Source organism: Streptomyces sp. NPDC047880 (assembly GCF_040706515.1).
GTDB lineage: Bacteria > Actinomycetota > Actinomycetes > Streptomycetales > Streptomycetaceae > Streptomyces.
In genome coordinates, this window is record NZ_JBEZOK010000024.1 from 21,982 (window position 1) to 37,725 (window position 15,744).

14 protein-coding genes are annotated in these 15,744 nt (G+C 69.5%); 4 read left to right on the top strand and 10 right to left on the bottom strand.

From position 1 onward, the window contains the following. Positions 1-57 precede the first annotated feature (57 nt). The 7 genes from AB0937_RS29400 to AB0937_RS29430 form a co-directional block, all read right to left on the bottom strand. Positions 58-1,554 carry an MFS transporter gene (locus AB0937_RS29400; RefSeq protein ID WP_366715747.1) on the bottom strand — a complete coding sequence of 499 codons (1,497 nt, stop codon included), beginning with the start codon at positions 1,552-1,554 and terminating at the stop codon, positions 58-60. Between the two features lie 106 nt (positions 1,555-1,660). After that, positions 1,661-3,817 (bottom strand): glycosyltransferase family 39 protein, encoded by a 2,157-nt coding sequence (locus tag AB0937_RS29405; RefSeq protein ID WP_366715749.1) that lies wholly within the window; start codon positions 3,815-3,817, stop codon positions 1,661-1,663. Then, a complete protein-coding gene (locus AB0937_RS29410) occupies positions 3,814-5,238 on the bottom strand; it encodes a bifunctional glycosyltransferase family 2/GtrA family protein (RefSeq protein ID WP_366715751.1) in 1,425 nt (474 codons plus the stop codon). The genes AB0937_RS29405 and AB0937_RS29410 overlap by 4 nt, the downstream gene beginning before the upstream one ends. A gap of 14 nt (positions 5,239-5,252) precedes the next feature. Beyond that, positions 5,253-6,845 carry a HAMP domain-containing sensor histidine kinase gene (locus AB0937_RS29415; protein ID WP_366715753.1) on the bottom strand — a complete coding sequence of 531 codons (1,593 nt, stop codon included), beginning with the start codon at positions 6,843-6,845 and terminating at the stop codon, positions 5,253-5,255. Further along, the gene (locus AB0937_RS29420; protein ID WP_366715755.1) at positions 6,842-7,582 is read right to left on the bottom strand and encodes a response regulator transcription factor; all 741 of its coding nucleotides are present in this window, start codon (positions 7,580-7,582) and stop codon (positions 6,842-6,844) included. The genes AB0937_RS29415 and AB0937_RS29420 overlap by 4 nt, the downstream gene beginning before the upstream one ends. 105 nt (positions 7,583-7,687) lie before the next feature. Next, on the bottom strand, positions 7,688-8,566 hold the full coding sequence (locus tag AB0937_RS29425; RefSeq protein WP_366715757.1) for a DUF2797 domain-containing protein: 879 nt from the start codon (positions 8,564-8,566) through the stop codon (positions 7,688-7,690). Positions 8,567-8,756: 190 nt separating this feature from the next. Beyond that, positions 8,757-9,155 carry an HGxxPAAW family protein gene (locus AB0937_RS29430; RefSeq protein WP_366715758.1) on the bottom strand — a complete coding sequence of 133 codons (399 nt, stop codon included), beginning with the start codon at positions 9,153-9,155 and terminating at the stop codon, positions 8,757-8,759. Between the two features lie 98 nt (positions 9,156-9,253). Here AB0937_RS29430 and AB0937_RS29435 point away from each other — a divergent pair, with 98 nt between their 5' ends. Beyond that, complete coding sequence (locus AB0937_RS29435; RefSeq protein ID WP_366715760.1) at positions 9,254-9,730, top strand: MarR family transcriptional regulator; 477 nt, start codon at positions 9,254-9,256, stop codon at positions 9,728-9,730. Between the two features lie 5 nt (positions 9,731-9,735). Here the strand turns inward: AB0937_RS29435 and AB0937_RS29440 are convergent, their stop codons facing one another. Next, positions 9,736-10,002, bottom strand: coding sequence for a hypothetical protein (locus tag AB0937_RS29440; RefSeq protein WP_366715762.1), 267 nt, complete (start codon positions 10,000-10,002; stop codon positions 9,736-9,738). A 109-nt stretch (positions 10,003-10,111) separates the two neighbouring features. Then, entirely contained in the window at positions 10,112-11,356 is a 1,245-nt protein-coding gene (locus tag AB0937_RS29445; protein ID WP_366715763.1) for a hypothetical protein, read from the bottom strand. Positions 11,357-12,377: 1,021 nt separating this feature from the next. On the opposite strand from AB0937_RS29445, the gene AB0937_RS29450 reads away from it, so the two are divergent. Both AB0937_RS29450 and AB0937_RS29455 read left to right on the top strand, forming a co-directional pair. Then, on the top strand, positions 12,378-12,743 hold the full coding sequence (locus AB0937_RS29450; RefSeq protein ID WP_366715765.1) for a hypothetical protein: 366 nt from the start codon (positions 12,378-12,380) through the stop codon (positions 12,741-12,743). A 777-nt stretch (positions 12,744-13,520) separates the two neighbouring features. After that, positions 13,521-14,054, top strand: a complete 534-nt coding sequence (locus tag AB0937_RS29455) for an NUDIX hydrolase (protein ID WP_366715767.1) — start codon at positions 13,521-13,523, stop codon at positions 14,052-14,054. On the opposite strand, the gene AB0937_RS29460 is transcribed toward AB0937_RS29455, so the two are convergent. Beyond that, positions 14,032-15,372 (bottom strand): hypothetical protein, encoded by a 1,341-nt coding sequence (locus tag AB0937_RS29460; protein WP_366715769.1) that lies wholly within the window; start codon positions 15,370-15,372, stop codon positions 14,032-14,034. The two genes, AB0937_RS29455 and AB0937_RS29460, sit on opposite strands and share 23 nt — an antisense overlap. 113 nt (positions 15,373-15,485) lie before the next feature. Between AB0937_RS29460 and AB0937_RS29465 the strand changes: the two genes are divergently transcribed. Next, entirely contained in the window at positions 15,486-15,728 is a 243-nt protein-coding gene (locus AB0937_RS29465; RefSeq protein WP_366715770.1) for a hypothetical protein, read from the top strand. Positions 15,729-15,744: the final 16 nt, after the last annotated feature.

The window sequence follows — 15,744 nt, forward strand, 5'->3', positions numbered from 1 at the left end:
ACTGCGCGATCAACCGCAGCGCGCCCGCAGCCGCACGAGGACCGCACCCCCGGGCTCCTAGACGGACTCTGCCCGCTCGGCCCGCCGAAGCAACGCGGCCGCGACCAGCCCGCCCGCCAGCACAGCGACTGCCCCGACCAGCTGACTGGTCTCCAGCCCGGAGGCGAACGCATCGGAGATCCGGGCCTTCTCCGCGGCCGAGTCGGCGGAGGCCAGCGCCGCCGGCAACGACGCCGCCGACACGGCGACCAGCGACGCGAACCGGGAGTTGAGCACCGCACCGAGCACGGCGACACCCAGCCCGTTGCCGAACTCGGCGAGCGTTCCGTTGATCCCCGCTCCCACCCCCGCCTTCTCCGGCGGGATCGCCCCCATGATCGCGTTGGCCATCGCCGGCATGGACAGCGCCACACCCGCCCCCATCACGACCAGCCCGAGCAGCATCCCGCCGTACCCGTGCCCACCGAGCAGCGCGATCGCCGCGAGCCCGGCGGACACCAGGGTCATGCCGAGCGCGATGGCCGCCGGCGTCCCCGCCTTCAGCACCAGCTTCGCCCCGACCCCCGTGAAGTTGAGCGCGACGACGGTCAGTGCCAGCGGCGCCGTCCGCAGACCGGCGTCCAGCGGCTCGTACCCGAGCACGAACTGCAGGTGCTGCGTGAGCAGGAACAGCGAGCCCGTCATACCGAACGCCACGAGGATCGCGCCCGCGACCGCGCCCACGAACTTCTGGTTGCGGAAGAAGTGCATGTCGAGCATCGGGTGCTCGGTCCGCAGCTCCCACAGCACGAACAGGCCGAGGACGACCACGCCGATCAGCGCCGAGACCAGCACCTGCGCGGAGGTCCAGCCGTGCTCGGGCCCGGTGATGATCGCGTACACCACGGCCGTCATGCCGATGGTCGACAGCACCGCGCCGACCAGGTCGGGCCGGTCACCGGCCTTGTGCTTCGACTCGGGCACCAGCGCGGCGACCGCGACCAGGCCGAGCAGGGCGACCGGGATGTTGATGAGGAAGATCGCGCCCCACCAGAAGTGGTTCAGCATCACACCGCCGATCAGCGGCCCGGCGGCGAACCCGAGCGAACTGACCGTCGACCACAGCGCGATGGCCTTCACGCGCTCCTGGTCGTCGAAGATCTGCACGACCACGGCCAGGGTCGTGGTCATCAGCAGCGCACCGCCGACGCCCATGCCCGCGCGAGCCGCGATCAGTTGGCCGGGGCTCTGGGACAGCCCCGCCGCGAGCGATCCCACGCCGAAGATCGCGAGTCCGGACATCAGCATCAGCTTGCGGCCGTAGCGGTCGGCGGAGTTGCCCGCGGTGAGGAGCAGGCCGGACTGCACCAGGGAGTAGGCGTTCATCATCCACTGGACGTCGGCGGTCGAGGCGTCCATCTCGCGGGTGAGCGAGGGGATGGCCACGTTCAGGATCGTGTTGTCGAGCAGCACGGTGAGCTGCGCGAGGCAGATGACACCGAGGATCAGCCAGCGCTGTGGGTGACCGCCCTGCGCGGTGAGGGGTGGGGCCTTTTCCTGGGGGGACGTTGTCATGCTGTACACCGTAGAACAGTTCCTATACGGCGTACAACGGAGTTTCGGCGCGGCGGCGAAGGGCGGTGGCTTTCGGCCACCGCCCTTCGGTCCCGTCGGGGACGTGTCAGCTGCTCGCCTTCTGCGTGAGGTCGTAGAAGGTGGACGAACCGGCCGTGACCTTCTTGAAGTTGGCCTCGACCCAGGACGTGATCCGGGAGGAGGTGCCGTCGCTGCTTCCGCCCATGCCGCCGCCCATGCCGCTCGATGCGATGAAGTAGTGGATCTTTCCGTCCGCCACGTACTGCTTGAACTGGGCGAGGGTCGGGGACGGGTCGGTGCCGTTGAAGCCGCCGATGGCCATCACCGGGTCGCCGGTGGACAGCTGGTAACTCGCCGCGTTCTGGGCGCCGATGGCCGCGGCGGCCCAGGTGTACTGGCCGGCGTCGGTCTCCAGCAGCTTCTTGGCCTGCGCGCTGACGCCGGCGCCGTTGAGCAGACCGCCGACGCCGCCACCGCCCATCCCGCCCGTACGGCCCGTCCCGTCGCCGTTCCGCTGGTTCTGGCCCGGGCCTTGCTGGTTCTGGCCGCCCGGGAAGCCGCCGCCCGGGAAGCCGCCGCCGGGGAAGCCGTTGCCCTGCTGGTTCTGGCCCGGCTGGTTCTGGCCGCCGCCCGGGAAGCCGCCTCCGCCGGGACCGCCACCGCCCGGGCCGCCACGGCCGCCCGCGACCGCCGGGCCCGCCGTGACGATCGAGCCGGTGTGCCCCTCGTTCAGGGTGGTGAGGGTGTACGCAGCCGGACCGGCCAGCGCGGCGACGAGGCCCAGCCCGGCCGCCCCCAGGGCCAGCCGGCGTCCTAGCCGGCCGGCGAAGATCAGGCCGAGGGCCGCCGTCAGGCCACCGACCAGGACGAGCCACTTCAGCCAGGGCAGGTAGTCGGAGGAGCGGTTGAGCAGGACGTACCCCCAGGCCCCGGTCGCCGTCATCGCGGCGGCCAGGGTCAGCGAGGCCCACGCCCCCTCGCGCTTCTCCCAGAGCAGTGCCGCGCCCATGCCGACCAGCGGCGCGATGTAGGGCGCGAGGGCCACCGTGTAGTACTCGTGGAAGATGCCCTGCATGTAGCTGAAGACCAGCACCGTGGTGAGCAGCGCGCCGCCCCAGACGAGGAAGGAACCGCGGGTCACCGAGGTGCGCCCGGCCCTGCGGGTGGCCACCAGCCCCGCGACGAGCAGGATCAGCGCGGCCGGGATCAGCCAGGAGATCTGGCCGCCGACGGAGGAGCTGAACAGCCGGTCCCAGCCGGTCTCGCCCCAGGCGCCGCCCGCGTTGCCGCCACCGCCGCCGCCTCCGACGCTGCCGGTCTCGTCGCCGTTGAGGCGCCCCAGGCCGTTGTAGCCGAAGGTCAGTTCGAGGAAGCTGTTGTTCTGCGACCCGCCGATGTAGGGGCGGGAAGACGCGGGCCAGAGTTCGACGATCGCGACCCACCAGCCACCGGAGACGACGATCGCGGCCAGGGCGGCGGCGAGCTGCCCGATCCGCTTCCGCACCGTCACGGGAGCGCAGACGCCGTGGACGAGGGCGAGCGGCGGCAGGATCAGGAAGGCCTGGAGGGTCTTGGCGAGAAAGGCGAGGCCGACCGCGGCACCGGCCCACAGCAGCCACTTGGTTCGGCCGTCCTCCAGGGCGCGGATGACGAAGTAGCAGGCCGCGGTCATCAGCAGCGCCAGCAGCGCGTCGGGGTTGTTGAAGCGGAACATCAGCGCCGCGACCGGGGTGAGCGCGAGCACGGCGCCCGCGATCAGACCCGCCGCGGGGCTGAAGCGGCGGCGCACGGCCGCGTAGACGACGGCCACCGTGCCGACGCCCATGAGGACCTCGGGCGCGAGGATCGCCCAGGAGCTGAGACCGAAGAGCCGCACGGACAGGGCCATGGGCCACAGGGCGGCCGGCGGCTTGTCGACCGTGATGGCGCCCGCCGCGTCGAGCGCGCCGAAGAAGAACGCCTTCCAGGACTGGCTTCCGGCCTGCACGGCCGCGGAGTAGAAGGAGTTGGCGTAGCCGGAGGCGCTCAGGTTCCAGAAGTAGAGCACGGCCGTCGCCAGCAGCAGGGCGAGGAAGGCCGGGCGGGCCCAGCGGGGGTCCTCCGGGCGGCCGCGCCACAGCCGCTGCGGGAAGGGCGGCCGGGGGGCGCCGGCGTGCGATGCCGGCGCGGGTTCCGGGAGCCGTGTCCCCGGGCCGGGACTGGTGGCTCTGCCGGTGATCTGCTGGTCGAAGTGGACGGTCATCGCAAGTCCCTCGCATCGGTGTCGTGCGGGCGCACCGGCAGCAACTGCACGGTGGTGTCCCGCCAGGGGTCCGCGGCTGCACCGGCGCGGAAGGGGGCGGTGTCGTACGGGGCGACATTCGGCGCGTCGTGCTGAGCGACATCCGGCGCGTCGTACGGGGCGGCACTCGGCGCGTCGTCCTCGCGCCGCTCCGGGAACACCCACGCCCGGAAGAGCAGGAAACGCAGCACGGTCGCCGCGAGGTTGGCCGCGATGAGGACGGCCAGTTCGGTGGAGTGGGCGGGTTCGGAGGCCGCCGCGTTCAGCGCCGCGAGCGAACCGCTGGTCAGGGCGAGTCCGATACCGAAGACGACCAGGCCCTGCGCCTGGTGCCGTACGGCCCCGCCGCGCCCGCGCACCCCGAAGGTGAGCCGCCGGTTGGCCGCGGTGTTGGCGACCGCCGAGACCAGCAGGGCAAGGGCGTTGGCGGCCTGGGAGCCGGTGAAGACCCGGCAGCCGCTGTAGAGCAGCAGATAGAAGAGGGTGGACAGGGCGCCGACCACGCAGAACCCGACGAGCTGGCGGGCCAGTCCCCTCGGCACGTCCTCGAGGTCACGGTCGCGCGGGTCGTCGCCGAAGGGCCGCGCAAGCCGGTCCAGCGGCAGCGAACCGGTGGCCAGGGCCCTGCCGACCCGCCACACGCCCTTGAGGTCGTCGGTCGCGGTCCGGACGATGTGCACGGTCGAGTCGGGGTCGTCGACCCAGTCGACCGGCACCTCGTGGATCCTGAGACCCGCCCGCTCGGCGAGCACCAGCATCTCGGTGTCGAAGAACCAGCCGGTGTCCTCGACGAGCGGCAGCAGCACCTGGGCCACGTCCCGGCGGATCGCCTTGAAGCCGCACTGGGCGTCCGAGAACCGCGCCTGGAGCGAGCCGCGCAGGATGAGGTTGTAGGCCCGGCTGATGAACTCCCGCTTGGGTCCGCGCACCACCCGTGAACTGCGGGCGAGCCGCGAGCCGATGGCGAGGTCCGAGTGACCGGAGATGAGCGGCGCCACCAGCGGCAGCAGGGCGTTGAGGTCGGTGGACAGGTCCACGTCCATGTAGGCGAGGACCGGGGCGTCCGAGGCCGACCAGACGGCCCGCAGCGCCCGGCCGCGCCCCTTCTGCTCCAGCCGGAAGGTGGTGACCTCGGGGATCTCCGCCGCCAGCCGCCCGGCCACCTGCGGGGTGGTGTCCGTGGAGGCGTTGTCCGCGATCGTGATGCGGAAGGCGTACGGGAACGTCCGGTCGAGGTGCTCGTGCAGTCTGCGGACGCACGGCTGGAGGTCCTTCTCCTCGTTGTAGACGGGGATCACTACGTCCAGGACAGGCGTACCGGCTGGTGCGGCCGGGAGGTGCTCCCGCGCCGGCAGGGTGCCGGGAGAAGAGTCGGTTCGCATGGAGCCGACTTTCGTCAGACGCCCTGTTGTGCCCGTGTGGTGAGGCTGTGGCGTGCCTGTGAGTGCTGCTGCCTGTTCATTTCCGGCTGCGGCCGGGGCGCGGGGGCGGGCAGGTGCACGGTGAACACGGTCCGCCCGGGCGCGCTGTCGACGGTCACGGCACCGCCGTGCGCGCTCGCCACGGCCTGCACGATGGCCAGGCCCAGGCCGGTCGAGCCGTTGGCGCGGGAGCGGGCCGAGTCACCGCGGGCGAACCGCTCGAAGACGTGCGGTAGCAACTCGGCGGGAATGCCGGGGCCGTTGTCCTCGACGTCCACGCACAGCCAGTGGCCGCGCCGCTGGACGCGGGCGGTGACGGTGGTGCCGGACGGTGTGTGCGTACGCGCGTTGCCCAGCAGGTTGACCAGGACCTGCTGGAGCCGGGCCGCGTCGGCCGACACCGGCGCCGGCTCGTCGGGCAGGTCGAGCCGCCAGTTGTGGCCCTGGCCGGCCGCACGGGCGTCGCTGATGGTGTCCACGACGAGCGGCACGAGGTCGGTCTGCTCGAATTGCAGCGGCCGTCCGGCGTCGAGCCGGGCGAGCAGCAGCAGATCCTCGACGAGGAGGGTCATGCGGCCGGCCTCGGACTCGATCCGGCCGAGGGCGTGCCGGGTGTCGGGCCCGACGTCCTCCCCGCCGCGTCTGGTCAGTTCGGCGTATCCGCGGATGGAGGCGAGCGGGGTGCGCAGCTCGTGACTGGCGTCGGCCACGAACTGCCGGACCCGCGTCTCGCTCTGCTGCCGCGCGTGCAGGGCGCTGTGGACGTGGTCGAGCATCCGGTTGAGCGCGGCACCGACCTGCCCGACCTCGGTGTGCGGGTCGGTCTCGGAGTCGGGAACGCGCTCGTTGAGGGCCACCTCACCGGTGTGCAGGGGCAGTTCGGAGACCCGGGTGGCGGTGGCGGCGACCCGGCGGAGGGGGCGGGTGGCCACGCCGATGAGGACGGAACCGGCGATGGCGGCGGCGACCAGTCCGGCTCCGGTGACGCTCACCTCGACGAGGACGAGGGTCCTGATGGTGCTGGTGACCGACTCGGTGGGCAGGGCGATGTAGTAGGTGCCGCCGTCGAGTCCGTTGACGTACTGCACGCGGTACTCGCCGCGGCCGGGGAGGTCGACGGTGTGCACGCCCGTGGTCGGCACCCGGGCGAGGGCGGCCTTCTGCTCGCCGGTGAGGTCGACGGGGGTGTTCGCCTGGTAGGGGCCGTTGTCCTCGGGGTCGGCGACGGCCCCCCCGGTGATGCCGCCGTCGGCGCCGACCTCGGCGGCGACGGTCCACGGCCGCGCCGGCCCCATGATGAAACCGGTGATCCTGTCCCTCGCGCCGGTGTCCTTCCCGCCGGGTTTCACGGGTCCGGACAGCCGCTTGCCGGAGTCGTCGACCTGCTCGTCCAACTGTTCGTACAGATGCGAGCGCAGCGCCAGCGTCGTCACGGTCCCGATCACCGCGCACACCACCGCGATCAGCACCACGGACGCGACGACGAGCCGCGTCCGCAGTGTGCGCGGCCTGCCGGCCCGTCGCCCGCCCGCCCGCTGCCGCGTGCGCAGCCGCCGTCGTCCGCTCACGACGCCGCGGGCTTGATCAGGTATCCGGCACCACGCCGGGTGTGGATCATCGGCTCCCGCCCGGCGTCGATCTTCCGCCGCAGATAGGAGATGTAGAGCTCGACGACGTTGGCCTGGCCGCCGAAGTCGTACGACCACACCCGGTCGAGGATCTGCGCCTTGCTGAGCACGCGCCGCGGATTGCGCATCAGGAACCGCAGCAGCTCGAACTCGGTCGCGGTCAGATGGATGTCGTCCCCGGCCCGGGTCACCTCGTGGCTGTCCTCGTCGAGAGTGAGGTCGCCGACGACCAGCAGGGAGTCCGAGCGCCGGTCGGCGGCGCCGGAGCGGCGTATCAGCCCACGCAGCCGGGCGACGACCTCCTCCAGGCTGAACGGCTTGGTGACGTAGTCGTCCCCGCCCGCCGTCAGCCCGGCGATCCGGTCCTCGACGGCGTCCTTGGCGGTCAGGAACAGCACGGGCACGTCCGGCAGTTCCCGGCGCAGCCGCCCGAGGACGGCCAGCCCGTCCATGTCGGGCAGCATCATGTCGAGGACGACGGCGTCGGGCCGGAAGTCGCGGGCGGTCTGGAGCGCGCCCGTGCCGTCACCGGCGCTGCGGATCTGCCACCCCTCATAACGCAGGGCCATGGACAGCAGCTCCGTGATCGACAGCTCGTCGTCCACCACCAGCACGCGGACGGGGCTCCCGTCCGGCCTGAGCAGTTCGGTGCGCCCCTGGGGCGAGGTCGTGGTCATGTGAACACGATGTCGGGCACCTCTGAGAACGCGCTTTCGGCAACCTGTGTTTTCCCTGAGAAACCCACAGGTGCTTCTCAGGGAACACCTGGGAAGCCGCAGGGGTCAGAACAGGCCGTCCTGCACGCCCGGGGCCTGGGCCTGTCTGTACTGCTTCACCGGAACGGTCAGTTCGTCTCCCGTGGCGGGCACGAGCCCCCATCCGGGCATCAGCCGCGTGTCGAGCACCACGACCCCGCCGCCGGTGGCCAGGTGCAGATCGGGTCCGGCGGCCGCGACCAGCTTCCCGCCGACCGCACCCCCGGCGACGAGCTCGCTCACGTCCCCGACGGCGACGGGCACGCCGGCGAGCCCGAACACCCCGACGTGGTCGACGACCCGCAGCGGCTCCCGCACGAGCGACTCCGGCCACGCGGGGAGCGCTACCGCCCGCTCGTACAGCTCGGCGACCTCACGGGCCCGGTCGGCGGCGTCCTCGGGCAGCGCGGCACGCACGGCCCGCTTCTCGGCGTACGGAATCCGGTCGGGGACCCGCAGGGCGGCCCTGAGCAGCTCCTCCGTACGCCGCGCTGCCATGAGCGGACCGACGCCGAGCCAGGTGAAACAGACGGCCCCCTGCTCGAGCAGCCGGGCCGAGCCCCGCTCCCGCGCCGTGATGCCGACCTTGACCATGCCGGGTCCGAACCACGCCAGATACACGTGATACGGCCGTGGATCGTCGGCGAGGGTGTCCGCCGCCACCGAGTGCGCACGGTCCAGCCGTGCACACTCCTCACACCGCGCGCCCGTACCGCGCCCGGGCACCACGGCACCCAGCGGACACGCGTGCCCCCGGGCACCCACGCAGCCGCGCACGCCCCCCTCCGCGACCTTGAAGGCCACACGCTTCCCCCAGGTCAGCGCGCTGCGCCGCCCGCCGTCCCACGCCAGCACGGGACCGTCCACCGACCATCGCAGCCCCGAGCATCTCCACGCCTGTGCCATCTCTGCCGAGGGTAGGGGGCACCACTGACATCGGGCGGATGGGTGGGGGGCGTGGGGGGCGTGTGCGGGGGGGGGAGGGGTGACAGGCGACGGTGGACGGTCAAGGGCGGGCGGCCGACGACGAACGGCCGGCCGGAGACCGGCGCCTTGCCCACGGCCGACGACGAACCGCTGGCCGAAGTCCGGGGCCTTACCGCCCCTGGTCGGTCCCCGCTGCGGCGACGGTCTCCGGCTCGCCCGTGCGCTGCACCGGCATGACCGGCTGCACTGCACCCGCACCCGCCGCACGGCGTCCCCGCCCGGCCAGCCGGCACCCCAGGCACTCCTCGTGCCCGCCCGGCGCCGCCGAGTCCCGCACGCGCCAGCTCCACTCGGCCCGGGGCCGCACCCCCGGCCCCTTGCCCCACCCGGCGAGGTGCAGGGCCCAGGTGACGAGCAGACTCACGACGCCGATCGCCAGCCCGCCGGCGATCAGCACACCGGAGACGGTGCAGACTCCCAGCCCCGCCACACCGGCCCCGACCGAGGCGATGGCGAACCCGACCCATCCCGCGACCGTGTGCCCGTGGTCATACTGATGTGCACTCACGTGTCACTCCCTCGCACCTGAGGACTCAGACCCGGCCGAACCCCTCACCTGCTAAGACTTTTACCACCCAAACATCTCACGAACTAAGGGATCTGGGAATGCAAGCGAAGCCTCGTCCGGCCGCCACGCCGGAGCAGGCGCTGTCGGCCATGGATCAGCTCATCGCGACTCACCTGGTCGGACAGCACGAGATCGCCCAGCAGGTGGGGCTGAGTGTGACCGACCTCACATGCTTCGCCTACGTCATCGAGGCCGGCGAGAACCTCCCCACGGCAGGTGATCTCGCGGCCCGTGTCCACGTCACCACCGGCGCGGTCACCGGCATCCTGAACCGCCTGGAGCGGGCCGGCTACATCACCCGCCGCCCCGACCCCGAGGACCGCCGCCGCATCCGCGTCGCGGCCCTGCCCGACGCGGTCGCCCGGGTCCGCGAGGTCTACGAGCCGTACTACGCCCGCCTCACGCACCTCTTCGCGGACTACTCACCGGACGAGATCGCCGTCCTGCACGACTGGTTCACCCGCGCGAGCACACTGGCCGCGACCTACCTGGAAGAGCACTGCCGCCCCGGCTGACGGACCTACCTGGTCTGCCGGGAGTGCCGGCTCGCCCGCCGGCGCACGGTGAAGACACAGGCGAGCATGCCGAGCGCCCAGGCGATCAGGAGGGCTCCCCACAGCGGCATGGTCACGATCGGCACGAGCAGGCGGATCTCGACGTCCGAGCGGTTCTCGAAGATGAAGATCAGAGCGACCGCGGTGATCAGAACGAACGGCGCGAAGCGGCGGACGCCGGGTCGGGCGAGGAACGACTGGCGCGCCTTGTGGTCCGGGCTGGTCTGAGCCATGGAGCACCTCTCCCTCACATCGCCCCCGACTCCAGCGTCCCCTCACCCGAGGCGGCCCGCCACCGACGTGGAAGGAGCCCGAGGCGACCACGCCGACGGGGGGCGGCTCTTACCGCCACTCCAGGACGTCCCCCACGCTCAGCGCCCTGTCCGCGCCCCCGGCAGTGATCTTCTTCGGGGTCGCGCCGGGAGCGATGGCGGAGACGAAGAACTCGAGCCGGGTGCCCTGGAGCGAGGCGAAGATCATCTGCTTTCCGTCCTGCGAAACGGCCCGCACCGTGTTCTTGCGGTCCGTCGCCGGGATGATCGGATCACCCAGGGCGCCCTTCGGGAGGTCCGCCGTACCGTCGAGCCGAGAAGTGTCCAGCGTCCAGAAGGAGTTCTTCCGCTTCGGGTCCTTGGCCTTGCCGAGCCGGGGGCCGCACAGCACGGTGCTGTCGTCGGCCCAGCCGTAGGGGTAGCAGTCGGCGTCGAACGGAATGCCGGTCGCCTTGACACCTTTGACCTTGAGCAGCGCACTGCGCTGTGGCACGTCGACCACGTTGTAGCCCTTCCAGGTGATGAAGGCCGTCGCCTTGCGCCCGTCGGGACTGATCCGGACTTCCTTGCCGAAGAGCCCGCGCACCGGGTCACCCGCGAGCGCCAGGCCGGCCCCGTCCATGTAATCGCCATCACCGCCCGCCTGTTCGGTCACCGCGTGATCTCCGGCGACGGAACGGCTGGCGATCCGCACATGATCCGAGGAGTCGGTCTCGGTGAACCAGACGGCACTGCCGTTCTGGGCGAAGACGGCGTTCTCCTCCTTGGGCGTGTCCCCGAAGTCGTCGCTCGGCGCACCGGACAGCTTGGTCAGCTTGCCGCTGGTGTCGACGTAGCCCACCCCCGTCGCCTCGGTCTCCCGATCGATGAGGACGACGGCCATGCGGGAGAAGTCCTTGTCGAAGAGCTGCCGCAGCCGGGTGGCGGCGACGGCGCGCGGTCCGTCCTCGGACGTGCCGGCCACGGGGAAGTTGTCGGCGCACAGCTCCACGAGCGGGGTGGCGACATCGTCGGCCTCCGCGACCACGGCCTCGGCCGGGACGGTGAAGGTCCGGGAGACGGTCCGTTTCCACGTGGCCGGATCCCAGCCCGTGACCGTCACGCTGGCGGGCCTGCTCGCGGGCACGGAACACGAGGCGGTGACGATCACACCCTTGTCCGGGAAGGCCCCGCTCCCCTGGTCTGCGTTCTTGCCCCCGCCCTGCTGTCCGGCAGCCGCCTTGGCGCCCTTGGCGTCGGGGTCGGCGTCGTCATGGCCCCCGCCGCACCCCGCGACGAGCGGAAGCAGCACCGTGGCGACAGCCAGCGCAGCCATGCCCCCGCCCCTCCGGCGGTCTCCCTGGCCCTGTGTGGTCCTCACGCCCGTGTCCCCCTCGCGATGTCCTGCCCAGCAGCGGCCACGTGATCGTAATGCGAACGGGTGCTGGTCGCCGAGGAGTTGGTCGACGGCCGAGGAGCCGCTGAGCGTGGAGCGGCCGGTCGTCCCGACGGGGCAACGCAACGCCGGACGGCACGTGAGGGTCTCCCTGCATCCGACGCGAGCACCCTCAAAGACGACATCGTGCAGTCGGACGCTTTGATGACATCGTCAGCGCGTCCCCTGTAGGCGTTGATGTCCCCGATTGACGCCAAAGGCCCCCTGGGATAATCCCAGGGGGCCTTTGATCTGTGTGCACTCGGCAGGATTCGAACCTGCAACCTTCTGATCCGTAGGGTTGGGCAGCCTATTGGGAGGGTCGCGCCTCCGTCTGAACTGATCGTTGACGGTGAGGATCAAGGGTCTCTGTGTGCCGCCGTCGCCGTCAGGGTTGCCGCAAACCCTGACCGTTGCCTCGCCTCATCGGCGGGTATCAAGACCGTTCCCTTCGACCGCTCCGGCAACCCACCTCCCGGAGCGGGCACAGCCCACCGGGCTTCTGCATCGCGCGAGGGCATGTCCACACACGACAAATTCAGGACCACCGCACGAAACAGTTGCCAACTCCACCGCTCCGAGGCAATCGAAAAGTATGCGCCAGCCTTGCCGGCCGCCTCAGAGAAGAGTCCCTCATTGGGCGAGCTAGCCTAAATGCTGCCCAAACGGGCGGATCCAGGGCCGCATCCGCACGACCTCCGGGAATTCGAACACCAATCAACGCCTCTAATTGAACCCAAAAAGGCCGGTTTTTGCACTTTACTCGGATATCCGCCTCTAGAGAGTGAGATTGGCTTGAATTCGCCTATTTCATCCTGGAGTCGAACACGAATGCGACCTAGCATGATCACGTCATCGCGAACCGAGAGAGCGTCACCCTCGGTTTCGATCTTGCTGGATTCATTCACCCGGAGAAAAAAAAATGAAGCGTATTCGCCGGTCGGCGGCGATCGTGGGCTTTGCCAGCGCCACGCTCCTTGCACTCTCCAACCCGGCTCAGGCCGCGCAGGGGACCTGGAAGGTTGACATCCCCAGGTGCAAGATTTACCAGGAAGTCAAGCTCATGGGGAACCCGAAGCACGACCACATGCGCTGGTACACCACCGGCGGGTCCAACGGCTGTGAAGCCTGGATCAATGACACCGCTCATGGCACCACTAAGGGACGCAAGGAAATAACCAACAACGGCTCCTACTACAGCGACTGGTACTACGACGGCCCGGGCTACAAGATGGCGGTCTGTGGCCGAAACAGCAGCGGCCAGATGGAGTGCGGACCGTACAACTGACGCAAAGCAGATGATTCAGGCATTTCCGGGTTCAGGGACTCCCCCTGCACCCGGAAATGCTCAGCAGGCTACGGAGTTAGGGTGTAACTCCCCGGTCGCGAACATGGGCAAGGCCTGGCGGGCGGGGGCTTCTTCCCGACCTTGAAGGACAGCGATGCTTGCTATGAGCCGTCGACAGTGGCGCCACTGGATAGTGCTGACCGTTGGGGCCTGTTGCCTGGCTGCATGCTCGACGCAGGGCACCTCCCCCGAAGCTGCGGAGAGCCCCTCGCCCTCCAAGCAGACCCGTGAGTCAGGCGATGAGCCCGCCGCTGATGCCCCTCAGACCACACCCACCCGAAGCAGCGACGGCTCATTGCTCATAGAGGCGGCGGGCTGCAAGGTATACGCACAACGGGCGAGTGGTCGGATCCGTTGGTACACGCCTGGTGACTCGCAGAACTGCCAGGCGTGGATCCATCGTTACAAGGTATCCAACGGTAAGTACGAAGATACGAGTACCGGCTTCCGAGATATCACGGATAAGCAGTCCTACTACAGCGATTGGTACCCAACCACACCGGGCGACGAAGTTTGCGTGAATAACGCGATAGGTCAACTCGAATGCGAGCCGGAAAAGCAAGGCTAGTTACTGTAGTCATCCGAATACTCTCAGTTCTGCCTGGGGCCGGAGCCCTCGTCGGCGCATCTCGTCACAGTGACGCGAAAAGAGGGGAACATGCACCCCTCGTCAGATCGGTCTGAGATCCTGGAGACCGATCGAGAGGGGCCGCAGGTATGGAGTGGAAGACCCACGGTGAGCGACAGGTCTACACCAACCCTTGGGTGAATCTGTGTCTGGTCGACGTCCAGCAGCCTGACGGACGAAGGTGGGAGTACCACGTCGTCCGCCTCCGGCACCTTGCCGTTGCCGCCGTGGTCAACGACCGCAAAGAGGTCCTGATGATGTGGCGACACCGCTTCATCACGGACTCGTGGGCTTGGGAACTGCCCATGGGCCTGGTCGAGGACGGCGAGACGCCGGAAGAAGCGGCTGTCCGCGAAGTCTTGGAAGAGACCGGTTGGCGTCCCGGTCCCATCAAGCCTCTGATCTATGCCGAGCCGGCGAACGGCATCACAGACTCGCAGCACCACGTCTTCCGCATCGACGGCGCCACCTACGCTGGTCCGCCCACGGAGAAGAACGAGTCCGACCGAATCGAGTGGATCCCGCTCTCAGAGGTGCGCGGGATGATAGACCGACGCGAGATCGTGAGCAGTGGCTCACTCGTGGGTCTGCTCTACCTGCTCATGGACGAAGCGATCCGCTGACCGCCGGGAGGAGTTCCCGTAGCCGTGCCTCGAAAGCCAGGGCTACGGGCTCCTGCCTGTGCGGGGTCAACTGGTCGTAGAACTCCCTGAGATGCCCTGACACTCGCTCCGAGACCACCGCCGACGCGGGCTCAAGGGCTTGCGTGGCGGTGTGGCACGCCTGGTCAAGCTTGCCCTGGTCCAGCTGCGTACGAGCCAGCCAGAACGAGTGGAACGCACGGCCTCGCTGGTTTGTGTGGTGCTCCCGCCGCAGGGCATCGGCGATCAAAGGTTCGGCAGTCGCCGCTTCGCCCAGTCGGCCATGGGCGATGCCCGTGTCCACGATGAGCTTCGGCTCGTCGAAGTAGGTCACCCATGAGGGGTCCGGATCACTCGCCCCAATCCGCTCGAACTGGCTGTGCGCTTCCCCGATCGCCCGGTGCGTGCCATCACGATTGCCGAGGGTGGCGTGGGCGAATGCTTCCCGCATGGCCAGCATCGACATAACGCGGGGCGTGCTGCCGAGTGCTGACCGAGCCTGATCCTGGGCTGCGGTCACGAGTGCCAACGAGTCCGCGGGCTTGTCCTGGTAGGTCGCCTGCAAGCTCATGCAGGCGAGGACGTTGGCCATGAACTGCCGGTCGTCGATCTCCTTCGCCAGTTGCAGGGCCTCGGTGAAGTAGGCGCGGGCCTGGTTGTACTGGCGGGCGTCGAAGTAGGTCCAGCCCGTGAGGCGTGCCAGCTCGGCTGCGATGCCGTACAGACCGTTCTGGATGGACGGCGGTCGGCTCTCCTTCAAGAGTCCGACGACATGACGGAGCTGTCCGACAATGGCTGGCCGCAGTGCCTCGCCGCCGTGCTGGTCGTCTCGTCGCCAGTAGTCCTCGATCGAAGAGCGGAAGGCTTCAAGCGTGGCCTTGTTCAGGCTGGTTCGCGTGGCCAGGGCCAAGATGCTGTCCACGTCGGGACCTGGCAGAGACGCGGGGGCCTGCTGCTCCTGCTCCGGCACCTGGGGTGCTTCGCGCTCGGCGACCACGAGAGCCTGGGGCGTCTCCCACGCTCGGCGGGCAAGCCCGAGCATGTCCCCTGGGATGCGTAAGCCGTCGGAGATTCGCTCGATGACATCCATGTGCTGCAAGTGACGTCGGCCTGCGATGACTTCGCCCACGCGGCTCGGCGTGAGGTCGCAACGCCGGGCGATCATCGACGGGTAGATCCCCGCCCTGACCTTCACTAGCCGGAAGACTCCGGCGAAGTCCCGGACCCGACACGCATCGATCATCTCGGGATCGGTGAGCAGCCTGGCCGGCAGTTCCTGCGGCCGGTCCGGGTCGGGCATCGGCAAGCTCCCAAACTGCGAGGGCTACGCAACGTCGCTGGTTCTCTACTTCCGGCGATGTTAACCAAGTTGGGTAATCAGCCTGACCTTTTAGCGACGGCCCTCCGATAGCGATGCTCCCTTGCATGGCGAGCAACCAGCAGACCAGACCAGGCATCGGTGAACTGGCGAAGGACACCGCCAAGGGACGTATCGGCATCGTCATGGGTGAGTTCGGCGGCCGAGTGCAGATACGGCCCATCGGCGGCGGCCGGGAGTGGGATGCCATGCCGGACAAGGTGGTGCAGCCGAGTGCTCGGGAGGAACTGAGCGCACGCCTGGCCATCAAGAACGGCAACAGCAGGTACGGCCTGTGATGCGCGCCATCGGCCG

What these genes read in the sequence shown, in the direction of transcription:
- AB0937_RS29400 (WP_366715747.1), bottom strand. Translation starts at nt 1,554, where the DNA reads ATGACAACGTCCCCCCAGGAAAAGGCCCCACCCCTCACCGCGCAGGGC.
- AB0937_RS29405 (WP_366715749.1), bottom strand. Translation starts at nt 3,817, where the DNA reads ATGACCGTCCACTTCGACCAGCAGATCACCGGCAGAGCCACCAGTCCC.
- AB0937_RS29410 (WP_366715751.1), bottom strand. Translation starts at nt 5,238, where the DNA reads ATGCGAACCGACTCTTCTCCCGGCACCCTGCCGGCGCGGGAGCACCTC.
- AB0937_RS29420 (WP_366715755.1), bottom strand. Translation starts at nt 7,582, where the DNA reads ATGACCACGACCTCGCCCCAGGGGCGCACCGAACTGCTCAGGCCGGAC.
- AB0937_RS29425 (WP_366715757.1), bottom strand. Translation starts at nt 8,566, where the DNA reads ATGGCACAGGCGTGGAGATGCTCGGGGCTGCGATGGTCGGTGGACGGT.
- AB0937_RS29435 (WP_366715760.1), top strand. Translation starts at nt 9,254, where the DNA reads ATGCAAGCGAAGCCTCGTCCGGCCGCCACGCCGGAGCAGGCGCTGTCG.
- AB0937_RS29440 (WP_366715762.1), bottom strand. Translation starts at nt 10,002, where the DNA reads ATGGCTCAGACCAGCCCGGACCACAAGGCGCGCCAGTCGTTCCTCGCC.
- AB0937_RS29445 (WP_366715763.1), bottom strand. Translation starts at nt 11,356, where the DNA reads ATGGCTGCGCTGGCTGTCGCCACGGTGCTGCTTCCGCTCGTCGCGGGG.
- AB0937_RS29450 (WP_366715765.1), top strand. Translation starts at nt 12,378, where the DNA reads ATGAAGCGTATTCGCCGGTCGGCGGCGATCGTGGGCTTTGCCAGCGCC.
- AB0937_RS29455 (WP_366715767.1), top strand. Translation starts at nt 13,521, where the DNA reads ATGGAGTGGAAGACCCACGGTGAGCGACAGGTCTACACCAACCCTTGG.
- AB0937_RS29460 (WP_366715769.1), bottom strand. Translation starts at nt 15,372, where the DNA reads ATGCCCGACCCGGACCGGCCGCAGGAACTGCCGGCCAGGCTGCTCACC.
- AB0937_RS29465 (WP_366715770.1), top strand. Translation starts at nt 15,486, where the DNA reads ATGCTCCCTTGCATGGCGAGCAACCAGCAGACCAGACCAGGCATCGGT.